The sequence below is a fragment of the Lactococcus nasutitermitis genome, assembly GCF_018403765.1.
In the GTDB taxonomy this organism is placed as follows: domain Bacteria; phylum Bacillota; class Bacilli; order Lactobacillales; family Streptococcaceae; genus Lactococcus; species Lactococcus nasutitermitis.
Genome location: NZ_BOVQ01000002.1, coordinates 139,745 through 162,432, shown reverse-complemented (window position 1 = coordinate 162,432; position 22,688 = coordinate 139,745). Strand labels below are relative to the sequence as shown.

The following is a 22,688-nucleotide window of genomic DNA, read 5'->3' as shown; positions in this document are numbered from 1 at the left end:
AATTCGCTTACAAATAGAGATTTTTATGGTAAAATTGGCTTATGGACAATTTAGAAATACTTTATGCTTTTCTTATTTTTACATTATTTTTTGCAGGAATAAGTACATTTTTTGGACTTTGGAGCAGACATTTATCTGATTTGAGAACCTTGAAATTAGGACGATTGACAGCACTGTTTTTGTTCGGAATTTTAATAACGCTGAATGGCTTTATTGCCTTAGCACTCATTTTACGTGTGTCGGATATTGCCGTTTCTTTCAGCGAAATCGGAGTCATTGCTTTAATTGTAGAAGTTATCGTATTGTTGATTTTTCCAATATTATTTGGCATTTTTCTACCGATTGCGATTATTGTTTTAAGTGTGAGAATGTGGCGTCGTGAGTCAAAATCAGTGGCTAATCTTCTGCTCCCAATCATTATGCTGATTTTTCTCATTGTAGATGCTATCTATCTCAGAATTGGACATTTACCTGATAGTTGGCTTTGGCTAAGGGTGTTATCTTGGGCGTATCCAATCCTTGCGGTCTATCTTTCCTGGCAATTTCTCATATTTTTCTTATCAAGCTGGGTTTATGGACGTCGAATGCGCAAACAATCAGCAGCTTATCATGTCGTTCTTGGTGCAGGCTTGATTGGAGGAGATAAAGTCGGAAAACTCCTTGCCAATCGTATTCATGCGGCGGTCAATGCAGCAAATGAACAGACAATTTTGATATTTTCTGGTGGTCAAGGAGCCGATGAAAAAATTTCAGAAGCTTTTGCAATGCAACGTTACGCAGTTGAAGAACTTCATTTTCCGATTGAACGGACAATTCTTGAAGAAAAATCACGTACCACTTATGAAAATCTCATGTTTTCAGCACAGAAGATAAATGAGCAGAACACAGAAACTGCAAAATTCTTGTTCTTTAGTTCAGATTATCATGTTTTCCGTGCGGCCCTTTTTGCTCGTCAGCTCAATCTGGATGCGCAAGGAGGACGAGGTGGAAAAACAGCGATGTATTACCGTGTGCCAGCTTTCTTACGTGAATTTATTGCGATAATGAACAATGAACGCAAAAAGCACATGATTTGGGTTGGCTTGATTGTTGCAATCCTTGTGATTGTTGCGCTTATTGTTGGCATCATGTATCAACTGAATAAATAATTAAAAAAAATCAAAAGTTTCGGTTACTTTTGATTTTTATTTACGTATATAAGAGTATGCTGATTGTTCATGATGAAAATAAAAATTTAATAAATTTATTAGAAATAGAAATTTCTCAACTTAAAGGAAAGTTTTTTTGCCCTGCTTGTCATTCCGAAGTGCGTTTAAAAAATGGTAACATCAAAATTCCACATTTTTCTCATATTTCTCTTAAAGAATGTCATTCATGGTCAGAAAATGAATCTGCGCAACATTTGGGACTGAAATTAGCGCTTTACAAATGGTTTGCTAGGACGGAAAAAGTGAAGATTGAGCATTATTTACCAGAGCTAGAGCAAACACCAGATTTACTGGTAAATGAGAAAATTGCTATCGAAGTGCAATGCTCGCATTTATCAATCAAGAGACTTTGGGAGCGCACAGAGAACTATCGTAAGCACGGTTATCAAGTAATTTGGCTCATGGGACATGATTTGTGGATTAAAAAATCATTAACGCAACTTCAGAAAAATCTCATGTATTTCTCAAAAAATAGAGGATTTTATTTTTGGGAATGTGATTTAGCTCAGGAAAAGATAAGATTAAAATCTCTTCTACATGAAAATCTCCGAGGACATGTGATTTTTCACTTAGAAGAATTTAATTTTTTTCAAGGAAATTTACTAGAAATTTTGCGTTTACCATTTTTAAGTCAGAAACTCTTGTCAATTCCTGTCACAAGGGATAAAAATTTATCCCATTACATTCGTCAGCAACTTTTTCATCGCAATCCAAAATGGTTAAAATTGCAAGAAAAATATTATCAAAATGGTCAAAATTTATTGTCTGTAAGTTTTGAAAGACCTACTTATGCTCCTGTTGGACTTCATTTACTTGAAAATATTTTTGACAGTTCTGTCAAAAAAAATTTTTGTCAAATTTCACAAGATTTGACAAATTATTATCAAAATTACTGGGAAAATTGGCAGAAAAAAAGCGCTCAGAAAGTTTATCCACCAGCATTTTATGATAAAATAATAAACAGATTAAAATAAAGAAGTGGAGTAAAAAATGGCAAAAGAACGGCAAGAAAATGATAAAAAACTACAATGGGATTTGACAACGATTTTTTCAACAGATGAAGCTTGGGAAGAAGAACTTGCTTGTATCACAGCAAATTTGTCTGGAGAGGCAAATTGGCAGGAAAATGGAAGTCATTCAGCTGTGGATTTCGTAGGGCATCTTTTGGATTCTGCTGCAGTTCTTTACGAAGCTACGGCAACAATGCTGTTAATTTCACAAGATGTTGAGCGCCTTTATGTTTATGCATCAATGAAAAATGACCAGGATACACGTGTTGCAAAATATCAAGAATATCAAGCAAAAGCAACAGCACTTTATGCCAAATTTGGTGAAGTTTTTGCTTTCTACGAACCAGAATTTATGGCACTGACTGAGGAAAAATACGCTCAGTTTGTAAAAGAAGAAGCAAAATTAAGTAATTTTTCTCATTATTTTGAGCGATTATTTTCTCAAAAAGCACATATTTTAAGTCAAAAAGAAGAAAAATTACTAGCCCAAGCTAGTGAAATCTTTGGCTCTGCTGCTGAAACTTTTGAAGTTTTTGATAATGCAGATATCAAATTTCCACTTGTGAAAAATGAACAAAATGAAGACGAACAACTTTCACATGGTAATTACATTTCATTCATGGAAAGTAAAAATCGAGATGTCCGTAAATCCGTTTATCAAGCACTTTACAGCAATTACGAGCAATATCAGCATACATATGCAAAAACGCTTCAAAGCAATGTGAAAGTTCACAATTTTAATGCTCAAGTTCATGGTTATAATTCTGCGCGAGAAGCTGCATTATCTGCAAATTTTGTACCAGAAAAAGTTTATGATTTGCTCATCGAAAGTGTCAACAAACATTTGCCACTTTTACAGCGCTATATCGCATTGCGTAAGGATATTCTCGGACTCGAAGATCTCAAAATGTACGATATTTATACACCATTATCAAGTCTGGATTACAAATTTAATTATGAAAATGGTGTGAAAAAAGCACAAGAAGTACTCTCAATCTACGGCGAAGCGTATTCTGAACGTGTGAAGCGTACCTTTGATGAGCAGTGGATAGATGTGCAAGAAAATATCGGGAAGCGCTCTGGTGCTTATTCTGGTGGCTCCTACAATACAAATGCTTTTATGCTCTTAAATTGGCAAGAAACATTAGATGATTTGTTTACCCTCGTTCATGAGATGGGACATTCCATGCACAGCACCTTTACAAGGGAAAATCAACCCTATGTTTACGGCGATTATCCGATTTTTCTGGCAGAAATTGCCTCAACAACTAACGAGAATATTTTGACAGATACTTTGCTTGACGATGCACAAAATGACCAAGAAAAATTTGCGATTTTGAATCATTGGTTGGACGGTTTCCGTGGCACAGTCTATCGTCAGACACAGTTTGCAGAGTTTGAGCAAGGCATTCATGAAGCGGACGCAAAAGGCGAAGTTCTTACCAGCGAATTTATGAACCATTTATATGCTGAAATCAATGAAAAATATTATGGACTTTCAGCCGAGGAAAATCCTGAAATCCAATATGAATGGGCGAGAATTCCGCATTTTTACTATAATTTCTATGTTTTCCAGTATGCAACAGGATTTGCCGCAGCCAGCTATCTAGCTGAAAAAATCGTTCATGGAACAGATGATGACCGAGAAAAATATCTGACATATCTCAAAGCAGGCTCATCTGATTATCCGCTCAATGTGATTGCAAAAGCCGGTGTCGATATGGCACAGAGCAATTATTTAGATGCAGCATTTGACCTGTTTGAAAATAGACTCAATGAACTTGAAGCTCTTGTTGCAAAAGGAGTTCATCGTGCCTAAAGAAAAACAGACAACCTATACAAAAACGAGCAATCCGATGATGAACCGTCCCGTTGTGAAAGCAGAGCTTGTCGAATTCATGCGAACGCGACAAACACAACTGACGGGAAATCTAAAAATCGTAGAAGACTTTGCTCACGAACATAATATTCCTGTCATTCCCCACGAGACAGTTGTTTACTTCCAGTTTTTATTGGGACTAATCCAGCCTAAAAAAATCTTGGAAATAGGAACAGCAATAGGTTTTTCAGCCCTCGTCATGGCAGAAGCAGCTCCAAATTCTAAAGTCACAACGATTGAACGCAATCCAGAGATGGCAGAACTTGCCAAAGAAAATTTTGCCAAATTTGATAAAAAAAATCAGATAAAATTACTTGAAGGAGATGCTTCAGAATTTTTGACAGAACTGTCAGAAACTTACGATGTTGTTTTTATGGACTCCGCGAAGTCAAAATATGTTGAATTTCTCCCTCAAGTCCTGACAAATCTGTCAGAAAATGGTATCATCGTTATGGACGATATTTTTCAGTCAGGCGAAATTCTTTTACCGATTGAGCAAATCAAGCGCAATCAGCGTGCATTAGAACGAGGATTGCGCAAACTTTTTGACGAAGTTCTGGCTAATCCTGCCTATCTCTCAACGATTTTACCACTTGGAGATGGACTACTGATGATTAAAAAAAGTTCTGTTATGAAAAACAATGAATATTAACAGGATATGAAAGAAAAATTACTGAAAGAAAATATCGGCTTTAATGTTTTGCATAAATTAAGTTTTATTCAAATTTTTATGATATAATTACAACAAGTTAAAAGACAATAGTAAATATCAAATTTGTTTTTACTCAATAACTGCAATTCATACATAGACAGGAGATTATTTTGAAATTTAAAAAACTTAGCTTAGTTCTTACCACAGCTCTCGCGGGTGCTGCACTTGTTACACTCTCTGGTTGTTCAAGCAGCGGTACAAATGCAACAGTTGTTTCTATGAAAGGTGACACTATCCAAGTAAGTGACCTCTACAAAGAAGCCAAAACATTTCCAAGCTTCCCTACGACAACTTTGCTCCAAAATATGACATTTGATAAAATCTTCAGCAAAGAATTTTCTAAAGATGCCTCAGATGCAAAAGTCAATAAACAATTCAATAGTTTGAAGAGCCAATATGGTTCACAATTTGATTCAGCATTGCAACAACAAGGCTTGACAGAATCAAACTTCAAACCATATCTGAAAACACAACTTTTGGAACAAGCAGCGATTGTCAAAGATATTAAAGATACACAATACACGAAAGCAAACTTGAAAACAGCTTGGTCATCTTACCATCCATCAGTTACAGCGATTGTTTTAGCAGAAACATCAAAAGACGCAGCGAACAAAGCGATTGCCTCAAACAAGAGCAATGCAGCAACTTTTGATAAAGACAATTCAGCAAGCAAAACAACTTTTGATTCAACAAGTACAACAGTGCCAGCGGATGTTCAAACAGCAGCATTCAAGTTGAAAAATGGTGAAATCTCAAGTGTTATCACATCAACAGATTCATCTACAGGCTCAACAAGTTACTATGTTGTAAAAATGGTTAAAGCATCAGACAAAGGAACGGATATGAACAAATACAAATCCCAACTTGAAGGTGTTATTAAAACGCAAAAAGAAGCTGATACAACTTACGTTAGCGGAGTTATTGCTAAATACTTGAAGAAAAACAATGTTACTGTGAAAGAAACAGCATTCTCAAGCACATTCTCACAATTTACAAGTTCATCTTCATCATCTAAATAATTAAAATACAAAGACTTCACAGAGAGGTGAGACAAGCTGAAACTCACTAAGTCTAGAGTGCTAAGCAATACGAGTTTTAAAGCAGAGAAAACTGCGATACTAAACAAAAGAAGACGATAACTCTATCGTAAATAAGGGTGGTACCGCGACAGCTCGCCCCTTTGTTTATGGTAGAGTTTTATCATTTTCTAGTGAAAATAATCACAAAAAAACAAAAGGAAGAAAATAAAAATGAAAAAAATGACTTCAGCAGAAGTTCGCGCAACATTCCTCAATTATTTCAAAGAACATGGTCATTCGATTGAACCCTCACAAAGTCTCGTTCCTGTCAACGACCCAACTTTGCTTTGGATTAACTCTGGTGTTGCCACGATGAAAAAATATTTTGATGGCTCAGTTGTTCCTGAAAATCCACGAATGACGAGTTCGCAAAAATCAATCCGTACCAATGATATTGAAAATGTCGGAAAAACAGCGCGTCATCATACCATGTTTGAAATGATGGGAAATTTTTCAATTGGTGATTATTTCCGTAAAGAAGCGATTGCTTTTGCCTTTGAGATGCTCACCAATGAAAAATATTTTGATTTTCCTAAAGAAAAACTCTATGTGACGTATTATCCAGATGATAAAGACACTTACAATCGCTGGATTGAAGTTGGACTTGAAGAAAATCATCTCGTGCCTATCGAGGATAATTTCTGGGAAATTGGCGCTGGGCCTTCCGGACCTGACACAGAAATTTTCTTTGACCGTGGCGAAAAATATGACCCAGAAAATATTGGTTTGCGTTTACTTGCAGAAGACATCGAAAACGACCGTTATATTGAGATTTACAACATCGTTTTAAGTCAATTTAACGCCGACCCAAGCGTTCCCCGCTCAGAATACAAAGAGTTGCCACAGAAAAATATTGATACTGGAATGGGCTTGGAACGTATGGTTTGTATTATTCAAGGTGGTAGAACTAACTTTGACACCGACCTTTTCTTGCCAATTATTCATGAAATCGAAAAATTATCTGGTAAAACGTATAATCCAGATGGCGAAAATATGAGTTTCAAAGTCATTGCAGACCATATTCGCTCACTCAGTTTTGCGATTGGCGATGGTGCTTTGCCTGGAAATGAAGGACGTGGCTACGTTTTGCGCCGCTTGTTGCGTCGTGCCGTCATGCATGGTAAAAAGTTAGGCATTCAAGGAAAATTCTTGGCACAGCTTGTCCCAGTTGTAGGAAAAATCATGCAGGATTATTATCCCGAAGTCCTTGAAAAAGCAGATTATATTGAAAAAATCATTGACCGTGAAGAAGAAACCTTCAATCGCACGATTGATGCAGGTTCAAAATTGTTAGATGAATTGCTTGCCGATTTAAAAAATCAAGCTCAAACAATCGTTCCTGGAGCAGATATTTTCCGACTTTATGATACTTATGGCTTCCCAGTTGAATTAACAGAAGAACTTGCTGAAGATGAAGGATTTGCGATTGACCATGTAGGCTTTGAAGCAGAGATGAAAGCTCAACAAGAACGTGCGCGTGCTGCTGTCGTCAAAGGTGGCTCAATGGGCGCACAAAATGAAACGTTGCAAGCTATCGAAGTGGCTTCTACTTTCCTTTATACAGAGAAAAAGTCAAAAGCCAAGCTTCTTGTTGCCATCAAAGATGATGAAAGTCAAGATAAAGTGACTGGAGAAGCACAGCTTGTTTTTGATGTGACACCATTTTACGCTGAAATGGGTGGACAAGTCGCCGACCATGGTGTCATCAAAAATCAAGCAGGTGAGATTGTTGCCAAAGTGACAGATGTTCAACACGCACCACACGGACAAAATCTGCACCATGTTGAAATTGTTAAGGAAATGCAGGTTGGCGAGACATATCTACTTGAAATTGATGAAGATCGTCGAAGTGCAGTCGTCAAAAATCATACGGCAACACACTTGCTTCATGCAGCATTGCACAATATCGTTGGTACACACGCATTACAAGCTGGCTCACTCAATGAAGTTGATTTCTTACGTTTTGACTTTACACACTTTGCACAAGTGACAAAAGAAGAATTGGCTGCGATTGAGCGTGAAGTGAATGAAAAGATTTGGGAAAATATTTCTGTTGAGACACGGACTGATTTAACCGTAGAACAAGCCAAAGAAATGGGAGCTGCGGCACTCTTTGGTGAGAAATATGGAAAAGATGTGCGTGTTGTCATTATTGGCGATTATTCTGTTGAACTCTGTGGTGGAACACATACGGCGACAACGAGCGAAATTGGTCTTTTCAAGATTGTGAAAGAAGAGGGAATTGGCTCTGGCGTACGTCGGATTATTGCACTTACTGGTAAAAAAGCTTACGAAGCCTTTAAAAATGATGAAGCGATACTTTCTGATGTAGCTGCAGCAGTAAAAGCACCACAATTTTCACAAGTTGTGACAAAAATTACCAATTTACAAGATGAACTTAAAAATTTGCAAAAAGAAAATGAGATTTTTGCTGAGAAACTTGCAGCTAGTCAGTCAGATGAAGTGTTCAAAAATGTTCAAACAGTTGATACTACAAGCTTTATTGCAAGTCAAGTCAATGTTTCTGATGTAAATGGTTTGCGTAATCTTGCGGATATTTGGAAACAAAAAGAATTGTCTGATGTGCTTGTTTTAGTAGCGAAGATTGACGAAAAAGTAAATCTTTTGGTAGCAAGTAAAGTTGCTGCTGTTAAAGCTGGCGCACTTGTGAAAGAATTGGCACCGTTTATTGATGGTCGTGGTGGTGGAAAACCTGACTTAGCAATGGCTGGTGGTTCAAATGCAGCAGGAATATCAGAACTTTTGGCAAATGTAGCTGAAAAATTGAGCTAAAAAGTTTGATTTTTAGTTGAAATTACATAAAAATAATAGCTAGTCGCAGAGAAATCTGTGACTTTTTATGTTACAATTAAGAAGAGAGAGAAAGTTAAAAGTGCTGAATTTTTAGACACAACTTTCAAATAGAAAATAGCAAAGGAGAAGTTGAGATGAAAAAAATAATAACAATGAGTATGGGAGCAGTGATGTTGTTTAGTTTAGCTGCTTGTTCTTCTCACAACGCAACAAGTTCCTCTAAAGTACAGAAAAGTCACTCAAGTGCTCAAGTAAAAAGTAAAACTAAGAAAGCATCGCCATCAACATCATCTTCAAAAGAGAGTAAAAGCTCTCAATCAAGCAGTTCGTCTGCGACAACAGCATCAAGTTCGTCTTCGACAAAAAGTTCAACGACAGCGACTGCTGTGACTTTTGATAGTTTGACTGTGGCAAGTAAAAATCAAATTTATGCTACTTGGTTACAAAATGCGCAGGGAGAATTTATTGTTTATAATACAGATGCGGCAACGACTTATTTTGTAAATGCCGGTTCTAATGGGACAAAGCAATATGAAAATGGTGTGAATAATGGTGGCTATGCGGGAATTTCATTAGCTGATGAGATGAATTCGGCAAAATTTGTTATTAGTGGGGATTCTGTGAGCTTATATGTTCTGGTAGCTGGAAATAGTTTTGATGGAAACTGGGATAATTTGAAGTGGATGGTACAAACAACGTTAACAAAAGAAGCTTTGATGCAAGAATATTATCAAACAAGTCTGACGAATAAGCAAATTGTGTTGACAAAAACGGGTCTTCCTAATTAATAAGAAAAAGCTAAGAACTATGGTAAAATGATTTTATGGTAAAAAATACAGAAGATAAGCCTTTGGCGCAAAATAAAAAGGCGCGCCATGATTATGAGATTTTTGAGACTTTTGAGGCTGGTATTGTGCTGACTGGTACGGAGATAAAGTCGGTGCGTGCGAGTAAAATTCAGCTTCGTGATGGATTTGCGCGGGTACGAAATGGGGAAGTTTGGTTGTCCAATGTTCATATTGCACCTTTTGAGCAGGGAAATATTTTTAATGTAGATGAACTGCGCACTCGGAAATTACTCTTGAAGAAAAAAGAAATTGCAAAGATTGAAAAAGAGTTAACAGGCACAGGAATTACATTTGTGCCCTTAAAAGTATATTTGAAAAATGGTTTTGCAAAAGTTTTGATGGGCTTGGCTCGTGGAAAACATGATTATGATAAACGCGAAACGATTAAACGGCGGGAGCAAAATAAAGATATTGCACGTCAGTTGAAAGCTTACAATCGCTAAAAATCCTGTCAAATTGGCAGGATTTTTTTGACAGTTTTGCCGTAGGGGCTAGAGAATTTATTCTCACTCTGTCAAAAAAATTTTATCATTTTTTTATCAGTAAAAACTTATTTACATACCATTTACCTTATATTTTCAAAGTATTTACATTTGGAGCTTCGTGTGCGTGCTAGAATAGATATGTAAGCAAAAGTGCTTATCGAAAAAATTTATTAAATGGAGAATACATCTCATGAAAAAACAACTCTTTGTTGGCCTTGTTGCAGCTACAGCACTTATCACTCTCGCGGCTTGCGGAAATAGCAGCTCATCTAGCAAGACATCATCATCAAGCACAAAAGCATTGTCTGGACAGATTATTGCTGGTGGGTCAACTGCTTTGCAACCAATGGTACAACAAGCTTCGACAGAATTTATGGCAAAAAATCCAAATGTGCAAATCACAGTACAAGGTGGTGGTTCTGGTGTTGGTTTGACGCAAGTTGCAGCCGGTTCATTCCAAATCGGAAATTCAGATATTTTTGCAGAAGAAAAATCTGGGATAGACGCGTCAGCGATTACGGACAATAAAGTGGCAGTTGTTGGTTTTGCACCGATTGTCAATTCAAAAATTTCCGTTGATAATCTGACAACACAACAGTTGACAGATATCTTCACAGGAAAAGTAACAAACTGGAAACAAGTTGGTGGACAGGACCAGAAAATCACAGTTATCGGTCGGACAGAAGGTTCTGGAACGCGCGTCAACTTTGACCATTTCGCTCTTGGAAATGCGACAGAAGTCAACGGGCCAACACAAGATGCTTCAGGTTCAGTTGTAACAATGGTTGGACAAACACCGGGTGCGATTAGTTATGTAGCGTTTTCATATTTAGAGACAAGCAAAGCGGTGAAAGCACTGGATATTGACGGCGTAAAACCAACAAATGCTAATGTTGCGGACAATGATTGGAAAGTTTGGTCCTATGAACATATGTACACAAACAATTCTAAAGCAACAGCAGCTGAAAAATCTTTCATCAAATACGTTTCTTCTGATAAATCTGACCTCAAGAAACTTGGTTACATTCCAGTAAGCCAGATGAAAGTTGACCGCGATTCTGACGGAAATGTCACAAAGAAATAAATCATACAAGAGACACTGATAAGTTTTGACAGACTTGTCAAATCTCTTATCTGTTGATATTCTCCACTTTGCACATCACAAAATTTTTGACAGAGTTGCCGTAGGGGCTAGAGAATTTATTCTCAGCCTTCTCGGACAGGGTGAACTTATAACGAAGTTGTAAGTTTGTACTCTGTCAAAAATAAATTATCAGCAGATATAAGATTTGACAAAATCAAATCTACTATAAATTTTTTTTCATGGGAATGGCGCATCGCAAGATGTGCTATTTCCGCAACTCCATTTACAAAATATTTACATTGTGAACGTTTCCAGTTATGCAAGAATAATCACGTATTATGGTATAATTAAGCTATGAAAAAGAAAATTTTAATAGCTCTCATGGCGGCTTCTAGCTTGTTTGCATTGACTGCGTGTGGTACAGGCGGAAAACAAGTCACAGCAGGAGGTTCGACAGCTTTGCAACCTTTAGTTGAGCAATCTTCCATGGACTACATGAAACAGCATTCAAAAGAAATTATCATGGTACAAGGTGGCGGTTCTGGTGTCGGTTTGGCGCAAGTCGCAGCTGGCTCTTTTCAGATTGGTAATTCGGACATTTTTGCAGAAGAAAAACCAGGAATTAACAGCAAGAAAATCACAGACCACAAAGTTGCTGTCATTGGTTTCGCACCGATTATCAACAAAAAACTTAAAGTTTCCAATTTGACAAATCAGCAGTTGGTTGATATTTTCACAGGAAAAATTACAAATTGGAGTCAAGTAGATGGTCCGAACCAAAAAATTACCGTGATTGGCAGAACAGCAGGCTCAGGAACACGTGTCAATTTTGACAAATACGCTTTGAATAATGCGACAGAAGTCAATGGACCAACGCAAGATGCTTCAGGTTCAGTTGTTCAGCTTGTTGGACAAACACCGGGTGCGATTAGTTATGTTGCTTTCAGCTATATTCACAAACCAGGAGTTAAACCACTGGAAGTCAATAGTGTCGCACCAACAGATGAAAATGTTGTTATCAACAAATGGAAAATTTGGTCATACGAGCATATGTACACCAACAACGCTCAGGTCAATAAAACCGAAACATCATTTATCAATTATGTGAAAAATGACAAAGCCACTCTCAAAAAGCTCGGCTACATTCCAGTTTCTGCAATGAAAGTGGATCGTGATGCCAAAGGAAATGTATCAAAAATCAAATAAAATTTTTTGACAGAACTGTCAAAAACAAAATGAAGTAAAAATATTTTTTGACAGAGATACAAACTTACAACTCCGTTATAAGTTCACTCTGTCCGAGAAGGCTGAGAATAAATTCTCTAGCCCCTACGGCAGAGTTGTCAAAAACATTTTCATCAAAAAAACAAAAAAAGGCAAGTATGGAAAATCAAAAAATCAAAGAAAAATTGCTTTCCAGCAATAAAAATTCACGCTTAGAAAAATTCGGAAAAACCTTAACTTTCTTGTGCATCGCACTGATTGTCTTTGTTGTCGGCTTAATTCTCGTCTTCGTAGCTGAAAAAGGTCTCTCAACATTTTTTGAAAATGGCGTCAATCCTTTCCGTTTCCTCTTTGGTACAAATTGGTCACCAGGAAATATAGGAGCAGATGGCAAGCCAGCAGTCGGAGCATTACCAATGTTTACAGGCTCACTGATTGTCACCGTTCTCTCAGCACTTGTAGCAACACCATTTGCCATCGGAGCAGGAATTTACATGACCGAGATTTCACCAAAATATGGAGCAAAAATTTTGCAACCAGTTATTGAGCTTCTTGTCGGCATTCCTTCAGTTGTTTATGGTTTTATCGGTTTAACCGTTGTTGTACCAATCATCCGCCAAACTTTTGGTGGAACAGGACTTGGACTTCTTTCTGGTGTTTTTGTGCTGTTCGTTATGATTTTGCCAACTGTTACTTCAATGACCGTTGATGCACTCAAAGCCGTTCCAGGACATTACCGTGAAGCATCACTCGGACTTGGTGCGACACGCTGGCAAACAATTTGGCGCGTTCTTTTAAGAGCAGCAACACCAGGTATCCTAACCGCTGTTATCTTCGGTATGGCGCGCGCATTTGGTGAAGCTCTCGCCATTCAGATGGTTGTCGGAAATGCTGTAACCATGCCACAAAATCTGATTTCACCAGCCTCTACACTGACCTCGATTTTGACCTCTGGCATTCCAAATGCGACACCAGGAATTCAGCTCAATGCGCTCTGGTCACTCGCCTTGCTCCTGCTCATCATGTCACTCATTTTCAACCTCGCCATGCGTGCGATTGCTAAGAAAGGAAGTCTGAAATAATGAACGCGAAACGCTCAAATAAAATTGCCACAGGCGTTCTTTACGTCCTTTCAGGCATTATTGTTGCTATTCTTGCCTTTTTATTACTTTATATCCTCATCCAAGGAATTCCCGCGATTTTTGCAATGGGAGGCTTGAAATTCATCACAACAGCATCCAATCCTCTAACAGGAGGAGGAATTGCTGTTCAGCTTTTTAATTCCATTTACTTGCTGATTGTCACTTTGATTATCTCAGTTCCACTTTCACTTGGCGCAGGGATTTACCTTAGCGAATATGCCAACCAGAAATCATGGATTACAGGCACCGTTCGCTCAGCTATTGAAGTCCTTTCTTCTCTCCCCTCAATCGTTGTCGGACTTTTTGGAATGCTCATCTTTGTCCTACAATTCAAACTTGGCTTCTCAGTTTTATCAGGAGCGCTTGCCCTAACAGTCTTTAACCTCCCTCTGATGACAAGAAATGTCGAAGAAAGTTTGCGTGCAATTCCAACCATGCAACGTGAAGGTGGCTTAGCTCTCGGTTTATCAAAATGGGAAACAGCAATACATATCATTCTTCCAGCAGCAGTTCCAGGTATCATCACAGGAGTTATCCTTTCTAGTGGACGTGTATTTGGTGAAGCCGCAGCCTTGATTTATACAGCAGGTCAGACAAATCTTCCTATCAACTGGACAAACTGGAACCCAATGAGCCTCACAAGTCCCTTATCTCTCTTTAGACCAGCAGAAACACTCGCTGTTCACATTTGGGCGCTCAATACAGAAGGTACGATTTCAACAGCTCAACAGATTTCAGCAGGCGCCTCAGCCGTCCTGATTATCTTTGTACTCCTCTTTAACCTTGGCGCACGTTTCTTTGGAAATCGTATCCACAAACGTCTCACTTCTGGAAATTAAAACTGACAAAAAGGAAAAAATAAATGGCATCAACTTATGATTGGAACGAGCGACATATCATGACTTTTGAAGATAAAATCGCCCTTTCCACAACAGATTTACGTGTTTTTTACAATAATACAAAAGAAGCAATTCATGGTGTAACCATGCAGTTTCCCAAAAATAAAATATCCGCATTGATTGGCCCATCAGGTTCAGGAAAATCGACCTACCTCCGCGCACTCAATCGCATGAACGATACGATTGACGGCGCACGTGTCACAGGCGAGATAAGCTATGCTGATGTCAATATCAATGACCCAAAAGTCAATGTTTATGAAGTTCGCAAACAAATTGGCATGGTTTTCCAAAGACCCAATCCATTTCCAAAATCAATCTATGAAAACATAGCTTTTATTCATCGCAGAGAAGGTGTACACGACAAGAAAAAGTTAGACGAAATTGTCGAAACATCACTCAAACAAGCAGCGCTTTGGGATCAAGTGAAAGATAATCTCAAAAGTTCTGCTCTCGCGATGTCTGGTGGACAAGCACAGCGCCTTTGTATTGCACGAGCCCTATCAGTCAAGCCAGATATCATTCTCATGGATGAACCAGCCTCAGCTCTTGACCCGATATCTACTATGCAGATTGAGGAAACGATGAATGACCTGAAAAAAGACTATACGATTATTATCGTTACACACAATATGGCACAAGCATCACGTGCGAGTGACTATACAGCGTTTTTCTACTCAGGCGATTTGATTGAATACGATGAAACAAGCAAAATCTTCACACAACCAACCTTGAAAGCAACAGAAGATTATGTTTCAGGACACTTTGGATAAGCAGGTAAAAAGAAAAATATGACAAAAGAAGCAATTTTAACAGTCAGTGACTTATCTTTATATTATAGTAAGAAAAAAGCGCTGAACAATATCAATATGAAGTTTTATCCCAAAGAAATCACAGCACTCATTGGTCCATCAGGTTGTGGAAAATCAACGCTCTTACGCTCAATTAACCGAATGAATGACTTGATACCAACTGTCACGATTACAGGCGCGATTATGTATAAAGAGCAAAATATATACAGTCCTCGCGTGGATACCGTTGATTTACGAAAAGAAATTGGTATGGTTTTTCAACAACCCAATCCTTTCCCATTTTCAATTTATGAAAACGTCGTTTATGGTTTGCGTTTGAAAGGTGTCAAAGATAAGGCAGTACTTGATGAAGTGGTTGAAAATTCACTCAAAGCAGCTAACATTTGGGATGAAGTCAAAGATATCCTACATAGTTCAGCCCTCGGACTTTCAGGAGGTCAGCAACAACGTGTGTGTATCGCGCGCGTTTTAGCAGTCAATCCTGATATTATCTTACTTGACGAAGCCACGTCAGCCCTCGATCCAATTTCCGCAGGACGTATTGAAGAAACTTTGCTAGAGTTGAGAAATGATTATACCTTAATCATGGTAACACACAGTATGCAACAAGCCAGTCGTATCTCAGACCGTACAGCTTTTATGCTCAATGGCGATTTGATTGAAATGGACGACACGAAAAAAATGTTTCTCAATCCTGAAAAACAGGAAACAGAGGATTACATTGCAGGGAAATTTGGCTAAAAACGAAAGAATTTCTTAAAATATTATATTAACAATAAAAAAATTAAAAAGGAGTAACTATGCTTCGTACACAATTTGAAGACGATTTAAATAAACTACACAATCAATTTTATTCGATGGGAACACAAGTTTCCGCTCAACTCAATAAAGCCGTTCGCGCTTTTGTTAGCCACGACCGTGATTTGGCAGAAGATGTCATCGAAAAAGACCTAGAAATCAACGAGCAAGAAAAAAATCTTGAAATCCAATCATTAGAAATGATTGCACTACAACAACCAGTATCTGGAGACTTGAGAACAATTATTACTGTCTTAAAAGCAAGTTCAGACTTGGAACGCATGGGTGACCATGTTGCTTCCATTGCCAAAGCAACTATTCAGCTTAAAGGAGAAGAACGTATTCGTGAAGTCGAAGACGACATTTCCCTCCTTGGAGAAAAAGTAAAAGCCATCGTAGATGCGTCACTCAATGCCTATATTCAAGGTAATGACAAACGTGCGCGTGAGATAGCCGAACAACAAACAACAGCAAAAGCCATGAGTCACGAGATCGAAGAAAAAATTCTCGATGCGATGAAAGAAAATACTGAAACCATCACAACAGGAAAAGAATATCTCCTAACCCTCGTTTACCTAGAACGTATCACAGGCTATGCTGTCAATCTCTGTGAATGGATTGTCTATCTTAATTCTGGAACAATCGTAGAATTATAAAAATACCAACAAAAAAATCTTGATACAAGTCAAGATTTTTTATTATCTCTCATTATTTAATAATTTCAAGACCGCCAAGATAAGGACGAAGAGCTTCAGGAACAGTGACAGAACCGTCTTCATTTTGATAATTTTCCAAAATTGCTGCAACAGTTCGACCAACAGCAAGTCCAGAACCATTCAAAGTATGCAAAAGTTGTACTTTTCCATCTTCATCACGATAACGGATTTGTGAACGACGCGCTTGGAAATCTTCACAATTTGAACAAGAAGAAATTTCACGATAAGTATTTTGCGCAGGAATCCAAACTTCCAAATCATAAGTTTTAGCAGCAGAGAAGCCCATATCACCAGTAGATAAAGCAACCACACGATAAGCAAGACCAAGTTTTTGCAAAATATTTTCTGCATTTGCAGTCATTTTTTCCAATTCATCATAAGAAGTTTCAGGTTTTACAAACTTCACCATTTCAACCTTATGAAATTGATGTAAACGAATTAAACCACGTGTATCACGTCCCGCAGAACCAGCCTCAGAACGGAAAGAAGGAGACATAGCTGTAAAGTAAATAGGAAGCTCAGCACCGTCTAAAATCTCACCACGATAATAATTTGTCAAAGGAACTTCAGCAGTAGGAATCAATACAAACCCACGTTCATCAGTCAATTCAAAAGTATCTTCCTTAAATTTAGGGTATTGACCTGTTCCAAACATTGAATCTTGATTGACCATATAAGGCGGGATAATCTCTGTATAGCCTTCTTTTGCGTGTTCATCCAGCATAAAGTTATAGAGCGCCCGTTCAAGTTTTGCTCCAGCTCCTTTATAAAATAAGAAGCGAGAACCAGTCACTTTCGCACCACGTTCCCAATCTAAAATTCCAAGATTTTCGCCCAAATCCCAGTGTGCTTGAGGTTCAAAGTTAAACTCAGGAGTTTTTCCCCAACGACGAACTTCAACATTTTCATCCTCATCCTTACCGACAGGTACATCGTCATGGGGAATATTAGGTAAAGTCGTTGTATAAGTCGTTATTTTAGCCTCAATTTCAATAAGTTCAGCATCAATAACTTTGATTTCAGCAGAAACTTTTTGCATTGCAGAAATCTTATCAGAAGCATCACCTTTTTCACGCTTTACAGTGGCAATTTCATCAGAAACGTTATTGCGTTCCTTTTTAAGTTCTTCAGACTTAACAATCAATTCACGTCTTTGAATATCAAGTGCGTGAAGTTCTTCAAGTTTTTCTGGTGCGACACCACGAGTAGCTAATTTAGCAGCTACAGTATCGAAGTCAGAACGAATTTTTTTAATATCTAACATAATTTTTTTCCTCCAAAAAATATAAAAAACGCCAAAATCCAATTAAGAATTAGGGCGCAGTAAGCACGGTTCCACCTAAATTTTCCACTCTCAAGTTTTTTAAACAAGAAGCAGAACTCAGAAAGCTCTTATCGCGAGCGTACGTCTCTGCTTTAACAGAGAATTCATACAAAAGAAGTAGAAAATTATTTACTCATTTACTTGCTTTCACCAAACGCAAGTTCTCTAAATAAATTAAGTAGTAATTATCTTCTTTATATTATTTTATCAAAATAAATGAGCATTTGTCAAATTTTTTTGTGCCAGTTAAGTTATAAGTGTTAAAATAAAATTAGAATATAATAAGAATAATCTAATATATGAAAAAAGAAAGAGAAAATGACACTATACAAAGTAAAAATAGACCGTAGATTTTTAATAGACCTCTGCTTACTACTTATCGGAGTAGGACTTTATGCCTTATCTGTTCACATTTTTGTAATTCCAAACACCCTTGCAAGTAATGGGATTGCGGGATTATCCATCTTTATGAATTTTGTTTTCAATATCAATCCATTTGTCACGGTTCTCCTTGTTAATATTCCACTATTTATTTTTGGAGGAAAACTCCTAGGAAAAAGAGAACTCTTACTCAGTATTGCCGGAGCTTCAGCAATGAGTCTTTGGTTAATCTTTTTTGAAACTTTAAATATTTCAGGAGTTCAATACAATCATCTCATTTTTGCAGGGATTTCAGATGGTATTCTTTCAGGAATAGGAGTCGGAATTGCTGTTTTATCTCGTGGAACTTTAGGAGGTTCGCTCATGCTGAGTCTTATTATGGAAAAACATCTTAAAATCCCCATTGATAGAGTGCTATTAGGAGTAGATATCATTGTCCTATTACTTTCATTTATGACTTTCCTAGCCCTTCCAAACTTTGCTGTCACACTCTTATCTTGCCTCATTTTTAGCAAAGTTACTCGTTTTGTAGGCAGAAAAAACTATCGACAGCAAGTCATTAACAAATTAAAATATAATATTTTAAGAAAATAAAAAAGAAAAATCTTCCTTTTATTATTTTGCATAAGGATACCGTTTCTGATTTATTTATCAAAATGGTATGATAAATATATAAGAAAATTTTAATAAAGACAAATAAAATTTATTCCTAGTTTCGTAGTCCTCTTGTAAGAGCATCAAGCAAACTAGGAGTACGTGAAATATTTTTAGTACCAATCTCTTTTCCCATACGTTTTAAGATTGCCCCAGAATTTTTAGAAAAAAAGCGGATTCTGCTTTGTCCATTGAGAATAATAGCAAATTGTGGACGAACTTTACCACGTAAAGAAATATCAATTTCTGCCTTTGAGATTGTTTCCCATTTAAAAAATAAATTTTTCCCCATATGAGAATTTTTATATTTGAATTCAAAACCATTATTATCAAGACGAATTTTTCCTGGTTCAACAGTACTCAAATACACTTGTCCATCTGTTTCATACACCATTTGCGTGCGTTGTGTTTCCAATATCTTCAGATCCTTATTCTATTGTCATTTGATACTCTTATTATACCATATAAAAAGCTATAGATTGACTAATGATATATAAAAACTAAACTAAGAAAAAAGGAGTTTAAAGTGAAAATTTTAGAAACAAAAATTGATAAAAAGTTTGTTAAAGACCTGACCATATTACTTATTGGAGTTGGATTGTATATTTTATCCGTCCGTCTTTTTGTTCTTCCTAACCTTCTAGCAAGTAATGGTATTGCAGGATTTTCTGTTTTCTTTAACTTTGTCTTTCAGATTAACCCTGCTCTTACATTTTTCGTTATCAATATTCCACTTTTCTTCTTCGGTTGGCGTCTGCTGAGTCAACGTGAACTTTTGTTAAGTTTACCCGGAGCAGCAGCGATGAGTATATGGATGCTTATTTTTGAAGCGATGGGTATTAGTGGTTTTCAATTTGACCATCTGATTTATGCGGGGATATGTGACGGTATTCTATCAGGTATTGGTGCAGGACTTGTCGTAATTTCAGAAGGAACCTTTGGCGGTTCGCTTCTTTTAAGTCGTATTCTCGAAGACCAATGGAATTTTACTATTGACCGCGTGTTGTTTGCAATTGATATTGTCGTTATGGTTCTCTCACTTTTGACTTATTTGGCACTTCCCCATTTTGCTGTTACTCTTTTATCTTGTTTCATTTTTAGTAAAGTCACTCGTTTTGTAGGACGAGCAGATTATCGTCAAAAGACTCTCGACAAATTGAAATTAAACTTTTTAAGAAATTAAAAAAACTAAAGCCACAGAGACTTTAGCCTAACTAATAGTAGTGATAAAACACTACTATTTTTTCTTTTTTCCGATTCTCTTAAAAGCTTTCGCAAAAGTACCGACAAATGTGGAAGACTTTACTACATTGTCATTGCCGATATTATCACGAACAAGTTTTAAGATATGACCAGCTTGACGAGAAGAAAAACGAATTTTATGTTTATTATTCAGGATAAGATAAAAGTTTTTTCCGATTTTTTTATCATGTGTCACACGACCTTCAACGGCACGAATGGATGCCCATGGGAAAGCCATATTATCTGCAACATTTCGATCGCTGAAAAATTCCATTCCTTTATCACCAATCATAATTTTACCATACTTGGGGAAGCCAAGATAGGCAATGGCTTCAGTAGCCAAATCTGCACGTGTATTTATTGATTCTACCATATACTTATTGTACCACGAAAAGGCTTTATTTACAATGTATATCCTGATTTTTAACAAAGAAAAAAGCCTCCCAAGAGAAGCTTTTTCTATATAATGTCTAAGATTAAGCAAGACCTGCAACGTGCAAGAGAATACCTAATACAAAGAGTCCAATGATAATAACCAACGGTGCGTTACGGTTTTTCCATTTACGCAAAATCCAGATGACAAGGAAAGTCAAGAGAAGAGCGATAAAACCAGGAATTAATGAATTGAACACGTCAGATAATGATTGTTGTTTAAATGGATTAAGACCAAGACCACTACCTACTTGACCAAGCATATTGCCAAGTGAAGAACCACTGATATTGATATTTCCAAGATTACCTACGGCTACATAGTGAGCACCAGAAGTTCCAGCATCAACAATGTGAGAAGAACCAGTAGCTGCCCAAATTGGACTTGCAGCTGTACCAATATTGTGTGCATGAGAAATCCATTCACCAGTATAAGCACCATCAGCAAGAGGTTGTTTAGGAAGCATTGCGTTAGTACCAGTAAAGCTAATACTTACCCAACGTTGAATCAATACACCAAGGATAAACATACCAAGGATAGAAGCACCTTTAGTAACTTTTTGAAGCAAACCACCACCGAGATCAGAAGTGATTGCAGTACCTTGTTTGTAACCAAATTCTTGTGTGTACCATAAGAAAGCGATACGGATAGCATTCCACAAAACGAAGAAGAGGATAGGGCCAACGATAGAGCCAGTCAAAGCCAGAGAAGCACCAAGCGCACCAATAATAGGACGAAGTGTAAACCAGAAGACAGGATCACCAACACCGGCGAGAGGCCCCATCATACCAACTTTAACACCTTGGATAGCGGCATCATCAACTTCAACACCATTTGCTTTTTCTTCTTCAAGGGCAAGAGTAACACCGATGATAGGAGCAGCAGGATATGGGTGAGTATTAAAGAATTCCATGTGGCGTTTCAAAGCAGCTTTTGCTTCGTCAGAACCAGCAGGGTAGAATTTCTTCAATGCAGGAATTAATGCATAGAGGAAACCAAGGTTTTGCATACGTTCATAGTTCCAAGAACCTTGCAAGAACATTGAGCGAAGCATAACGCTGAAACGTTCGTTTTTAGAAAGGTGGAACTTTTTATTTGAATTTTCCATTTTTTATAAGTCTCCTTTCTTAATAATCGTTCAGAATATCGCCGATTGGGTCGCCACTACCAGCAGCACCGCCGTTACCAGAACCTTTGTTTTCAGAAAGAGTCAAGTAAACCAAAGCAAGAACGACACCCAAGATACCCATACCAATCAAAGTGATTTGAGTGATAGGAGCAAGGACGAAACCAAGGAAGAAGAATGGCCAGATTTCAGCAGTTGCCATGATGTTGATAACCATTGCATAACCAACGACAACGACCATACCACCACCAACAGCAAGACCACCTTTGAGCCAATCAGGAATAGCGTTCAAGGCATCAGCAACAACGTGTGCAGGAACGGCTGTGATGATAGCTGCAGGAATGGCAATACGCAAACCTTGGAGAAGGAGAGCAAACATATGCCAACCTTGAACACCAGAGTAAGAACCACGTTCAGCAGCGGCATCAGCCAAGTGAACAGTACCAACGTTGATAAAACGTACAAGAGTTGTAAGAACAAGACCGGCTGTTGCAAGAACGATAGCAGACGCAATAAATGTTTGCAAATCTTGAACAGTAGGTGTGCCTTGACTCCAGTCCCAACCTTTGACCATCAAAAGTGCAGAAGCGACAGAAGCAAGAGCAGCATCAGGTGCAACAGCGGCACCGATATTTGCCCAACCAAGGGCAATCATTTGAAGAGCACCACCAAGCAAGATACCCGCTGCCAGATGACCTGTTACAAGGCCAATCAATGTACAAGCGAGAATAGGTTGGTGAAATTGCCATTGGTCGAGAATTCCTTCGAGTCCAGCAAGGAACGCGACAAGGACGACCAAAATTACAGATATAACACTCATTTTA

22 protein-coding genes are annotated in these 22,688 nt (G+C 37.7%); 17 read left to right on the top strand and 5 right to left on the bottom strand.

Features of this window, described 5'->3' with window-relative positions; translation table 11 throughout:
* Positions 1 to 41 precede the first annotated feature (41 nt).
* The 15 genes from KJS36_RS01255 (at position 42) to phoU (ending at position 16,647) form a co-directional block, all read left to right on the top strand.
* Positions 42 to 1,148 carry a YdcF family protein gene (locus KJS36_RS01255; protein ID WP_213533518.1) on the top strand — a complete coding sequence of 369 codons (1,107 nt, stop codon included), beginning with the start codon at positions 42 to 44 and terminating at the stop codon, positions 1,146 to 1,148.
* 56 nt (positions 1,149 to 1,204) lie between these two features.
* Entirely contained in the window at positions 1,205 to 2,182 is a 978-nt protein-coding gene (locus KJS36_RS01250) for a competence protein CoiA (RefSeq protein WP_213533516.1), read from the top strand.
* Positions 2,183 to 2,198: 16 nt separating this feature from the next.
* Positions 2,199 to 4,037 carry an oligoendopeptidase F gene (gene pepF, locus KJS36_RS01245; RefSeq protein WP_213533513.1) on the top strand — a complete coding sequence of 613 codons (1,839 nt, stop codon included), beginning with the start codon at positions 2,199 to 2,201 and terminating at the stop codon, positions 4,035 to 4,037.
* 37 nt (positions 4,038 to 4,074) lie between these two features.
* Positions 4,075 to 4,749 carry an O-methyltransferase gene (locus KJS36_RS01240; RefSeq protein WP_244842569.1) on the top strand — a complete coding sequence of 225 codons (675 nt, stop codon included), beginning with the start codon at positions 4,075 to 4,077 and terminating at the stop codon, positions 4,747 to 4,749.
* A gap of 170 nt (positions 4,750 to 4,919) precedes the next feature.
* Positions 4,920 to 5,828 (top strand): peptidylprolyl isomerase PrsA, encoded by a 909-nt coding sequence (locus KJS36_RS01235; protein ID WP_213533509.1) that lies wholly within the window; start codon positions 4,920 to 4,922, stop codon positions 5,826 to 5,828.
* 231 nt (positions 5,829 to 6,059) lie between these two features.
* Complete coding sequence (gene alaS, locus KJS36_RS01230) at positions 6,060 to 8,681, top strand: alanine--tRNA ligase (protein WP_213533507.1); 2,622 nt, start codon at positions 6,060 to 6,062, stop codon at positions 8,679 to 8,681.
* A gap of 155 nt (positions 8,682 to 8,836) precedes the next feature.
* A complete protein-coding gene (locus KJS36_RS01225) occupies positions 8,837 to 9,490 on the top strand; it encodes a hypothetical protein (RefSeq protein ID WP_213533505.1) in 654 nt (217 codons plus the stop codon).
* A gap of 35 nt (positions 9,491 to 9,525) precedes the next feature.
* The gene (smpB, locus tag KJS36_RS01220) at positions 9,526 to 9,993 is read left to right on the top strand and encodes an SsrA-binding protein SmpB (RefSeq protein WP_213533503.1); all 468 of its coding nucleotides are present in this window, start codon (positions 9,526 to 9,528) and stop codon (positions 9,991 to 9,993) included.
* 232 nt (positions 9,994 to 10,225) lie between these two features.
* Complete coding sequence (locus KJS36_RS01215; RefSeq protein ID WP_213533501.1) at positions 10,226 to 11,119, top strand: phosphate ABC transporter substrate-binding protein; 894 nt, start codon at positions 10,226 to 10,228, stop codon at positions 11,117 to 11,119.
* A 354-nt stretch (positions 11,120 to 11,473) separates the two neighbouring features.
* Positions 11,474 to 12,325, top strand: coding sequence for a phosphate ABC transporter substrate-binding protein PstS family protein (locus tag KJS36_RS01210; RefSeq protein WP_213533499.1), 852 nt, complete (start codon positions 11,474 to 11,476; stop codon positions 12,323 to 12,325).
* Positions 12,326 to 12,501: 176 nt separating this feature from the next.
* Positions 12,502 to 13,425 (top strand): phosphate ABC transporter permease subunit PstC, encoded by a 924-nt coding sequence (gene pstC / locus KJS36_RS01205; RefSeq protein ID WP_213533497.1) that lies wholly within the window; start codon positions 12,502 to 12,504, stop codon positions 13,423 to 13,425.
* Positions 13,425 to 14,324, top strand: a complete 900-nt coding sequence (gene pstA, locus KJS36_RS01200; protein ID WP_213533495.1) for a phosphate ABC transporter permease PstA — start codon at positions 13,425 to 13,427, stop codon at positions 14,322 to 14,324. Before pstC ends, pstA begins: the two co-directional genes overlap by 1 nt.
* 23 nt (positions 14,325 to 14,347) lie before the next feature.
* Complete coding sequence (pstB, locus tag KJS36_RS01195; RefSeq protein ID WP_213533493.1) at positions 14,348 to 15,154, top strand: phosphate ABC transporter ATP-binding protein PstB; 807 nt, start codon at positions 14,348 to 14,350, stop codon at positions 15,152 to 15,154.
* A gap of 18 nt (positions 15,155 to 15,172) precedes the next feature.
* The gene (gene pstB / locus KJS36_RS01190; RefSeq protein WP_213533491.1) at positions 15,173 to 15,934 is read left to right on the top strand and encodes a phosphate ABC transporter ATP-binding protein PstB; all 762 of its coding nucleotides are present in this window, start codon (positions 15,173 to 15,175) and stop codon (positions 15,932 to 15,934) included.
* Positions 15,935 to 15,993: 59 nt separating this feature from the next.
* Positions 15,994 to 16,647: a phosphate signaling complex protein PhoU gene (gene phoU, locus KJS36_RS01185; RefSeq protein ID WP_213533489.1), complete on the top strand. Its 654-nt coding sequence runs from the start codon at positions 15,994 to 15,996 to the stop codon at positions 16,645 to 16,647.
* Positions 16,648 to 16,699: 52 nt separating this feature from the next.
* Here phoU and serS read toward each other — a convergent pair whose 3' ends face one another.
* Positions 16,700 to 17,971 (bottom strand): serine--tRNA ligase, encoded by a 1,272-nt coding sequence (gene serS / locus KJS36_RS01180; RefSeq protein ID WP_213533486.1) that lies wholly within the window; start codon positions 17,969 to 17,971, stop codon positions 16,700 to 16,702.
* Between the two features lie 378 nt (positions 17,972 to 18,349).
* Between serS and KJS36_RS01175 the strand changes: the two genes are divergently transcribed.
* The gene (locus KJS36_RS01175; protein ID WP_213533484.1) at positions 18,350 to 19,006 is read left to right on the top strand and encodes a YitT family protein; all 657 of its coding nucleotides are present in this window, start codon (positions 18,350 to 18,352) and stop codon (positions 19,004 to 19,006) included.
* Between the two features lie 115 nt (positions 19,007 to 19,121).
* Here KJS36_RS01175 and KJS36_RS01170 read toward each other — a convergent pair whose 3' ends face one another.
* On the bottom strand, positions 19,122 to 19,481 hold the full coding sequence (locus KJS36_RS01170) for a DUF956 family protein (protein WP_213533482.1): 360 nt from the start codon (positions 19,479 to 19,481) through the stop codon (positions 19,122 to 19,124).
* Between the two features lie 111 nt (positions 19,482 to 19,592).
* Between KJS36_RS01170 and KJS36_RS01165 the strand changes: the two genes are divergently transcribed.
* Complete coding sequence (locus KJS36_RS01165; RefSeq protein ID WP_213533480.1) at positions 19,593 to 20,249, top strand: YitT family protein; 657 nt, start codon at positions 19,593 to 19,595, stop codon at positions 20,247 to 20,249.
* 54 nt (positions 20,250 to 20,303) lie between these two features.
* On the opposite strand, the gene KJS36_RS01160 is transcribed toward KJS36_RS01165, so the two are convergent.
* The 3 genes from KJS36_RS01160 to KJS36_RS01150 all read right to left on the bottom strand — a co-directional run bounded on the left by KJS36_RS01160 (position 20,304) and on the right by KJS36_RS01150 (position 22,684).
* Positions 20,304 to 20,681 carry a DUF956 family protein gene (locus KJS36_RS01160; RefSeq protein ID WP_213533478.1) on the bottom strand — a complete coding sequence of 126 codons (378 nt, stop codon included), beginning with the start codon at positions 20,679 to 20,681 and terminating at the stop codon, positions 20,304 to 20,306.
* 103 nt (positions 20,682 to 20,784) lie between these two features.
* Positions 20,785 to 21,846 carry a PTS system mannose/fructose/sorbose family transporter subunit IID gene (locus tag KJS36_RS01155; RefSeq protein WP_213533476.1) on the bottom strand — a complete coding sequence of 354 codons (1,062 nt, stop codon included), beginning with the start codon at positions 21,844 to 21,846 and terminating at the stop codon, positions 20,785 to 20,787.
* A gap of 19 nt (positions 21,847 to 21,865) precedes the next feature.
* Entirely contained in the window at positions 21,866 to 22,684 is an 819-nt protein-coding gene (locus KJS36_RS01150; RefSeq protein WP_213533474.1) for a mannose/fructose/sorbose family PTS transporter subunit IIC, read from the bottom strand.
* Positions 22,685 to 22,688 lie beyond the last annotated feature (4 nt).

Excerpts from the sequence above, each read along its gene's own strand:
- KJS36_RS01255 (WP_213533518.1), top strand. The coding sequence starts at position 42 with ATGGACAATTTAGAAATACTTTATGCTTTTCTTATTTTTACATTATTT.
- KJS36_RS01250 (WP_213533516.1), top strand. The coding sequence starts at position 1,205 with ATGCTGATTGTTCATGATGAAAATAAAAATTTAATAAATTTATTAGAA.
- pepF (WP_213533513.1), top strand. The coding sequence starts at position 2,199 with ATGGCAAAAGAACGGCAAGAAAATGATAAAAAACTACAATGGGATTTG.
- KJS36_RS01240 (WP_244842569.1), top strand. The coding sequence starts at position 4,075 with ATGATGAACCGTCCCGTTGTGAAAGCAGAGCTTGTCGAATTCATGCGA.
- alaS (WP_213533507.1), top strand. The coding sequence starts at position 6,060 with ATGAAAAAAATGACTTCAGCAGAAGTTCGCGCAACATTCCTCAATTAT.
- KJS36_RS01225 (WP_213533505.1), top strand. The coding sequence starts at position 8,837 with ATGAAAAAAATAATAACAATGAGTATGGGAGCAGTGATGTTGTTTAGT.
- smpB (WP_213533503.1), top strand. The coding sequence starts at position 9,526 with ATGGTAAAAAATACAGAAGATAAGCCTTTGGCGCAAAATAAAAAGGCG.
- KJS36_RS01215 (WP_213533501.1), top strand. The coding sequence starts at position 10,226 with ATGAAAAAACAACTCTTTGTTGGCCTTGTTGCAGCTACAGCACTTATC.
- KJS36_RS01210 (WP_213533499.1), top strand. The coding sequence starts at position 11,474 with ATGAAAAAGAAAATTTTAATAGCTCTCATGGCGGCTTCTAGCTTGTTT.
- pstC (WP_213533497.1), top strand. The coding sequence starts at position 12,502 with ATGGAAAATCAAAAAATCAAAGAAAAATTGCTTTCCAGCAATAAAAAT.
- pstA (WP_213533495.1), top strand. The coding sequence starts at position 13,425 with ATGAACGCGAAACGCTCAAATAAAATTGCCACAGGCGTTCTTTACGTC.
- pstB (WP_213533493.1), top strand. The coding sequence starts at position 14,348 with ATGGCATCAACTTATGATTGGAACGAGCGACATATCATGACTTTTGAA.
- pstB (WP_213533491.1), top strand. The coding sequence starts at position 15,173 with ATGACAAAAGAAGCAATTTTAACAGTCAGTGACTTATCTTTATATTAT.
- phoU (WP_213533489.1), top strand. The coding sequence starts at position 15,994 with ATGCTTCGTACACAATTTGAAGACGATTTAAATAAACTACACAATCAA.
- serS (WP_213533486.1), bottom strand. The coding sequence starts at position 17,971 with ATGTTAGATATTAAAAAAATTCGTTCTGACTTCGATACTGTAGCTGCT.
- KJS36_RS01175 (WP_213533484.1), top strand. The coding sequence starts at position 18,350 with ATGACACTATACAAAGTAAAAATAGACCGTAGATTTTTAATAGACCTC.
- KJS36_RS01160 (WP_213533478.1), bottom strand. The coding sequence starts at position 20,681 with ATGGTAGAATCAATAAATACACGTGCAGATTTGGCTACTGAAGCCATT.
- KJS36_RS01155 (WP_213533476.1), bottom strand. The coding sequence starts at position 21,846 with ATGGAAAATTCAAATAAAAAGTTCCACCTTTCTAAAAACGAACGTTTC.
- KJS36_RS01150 (WP_213533474.1), bottom strand. The coding sequence starts at position 22,684 with ATGAGTGTTATATCTGTAATTTTGGTCGTCCTTGTCGCGTTCCTTGCT.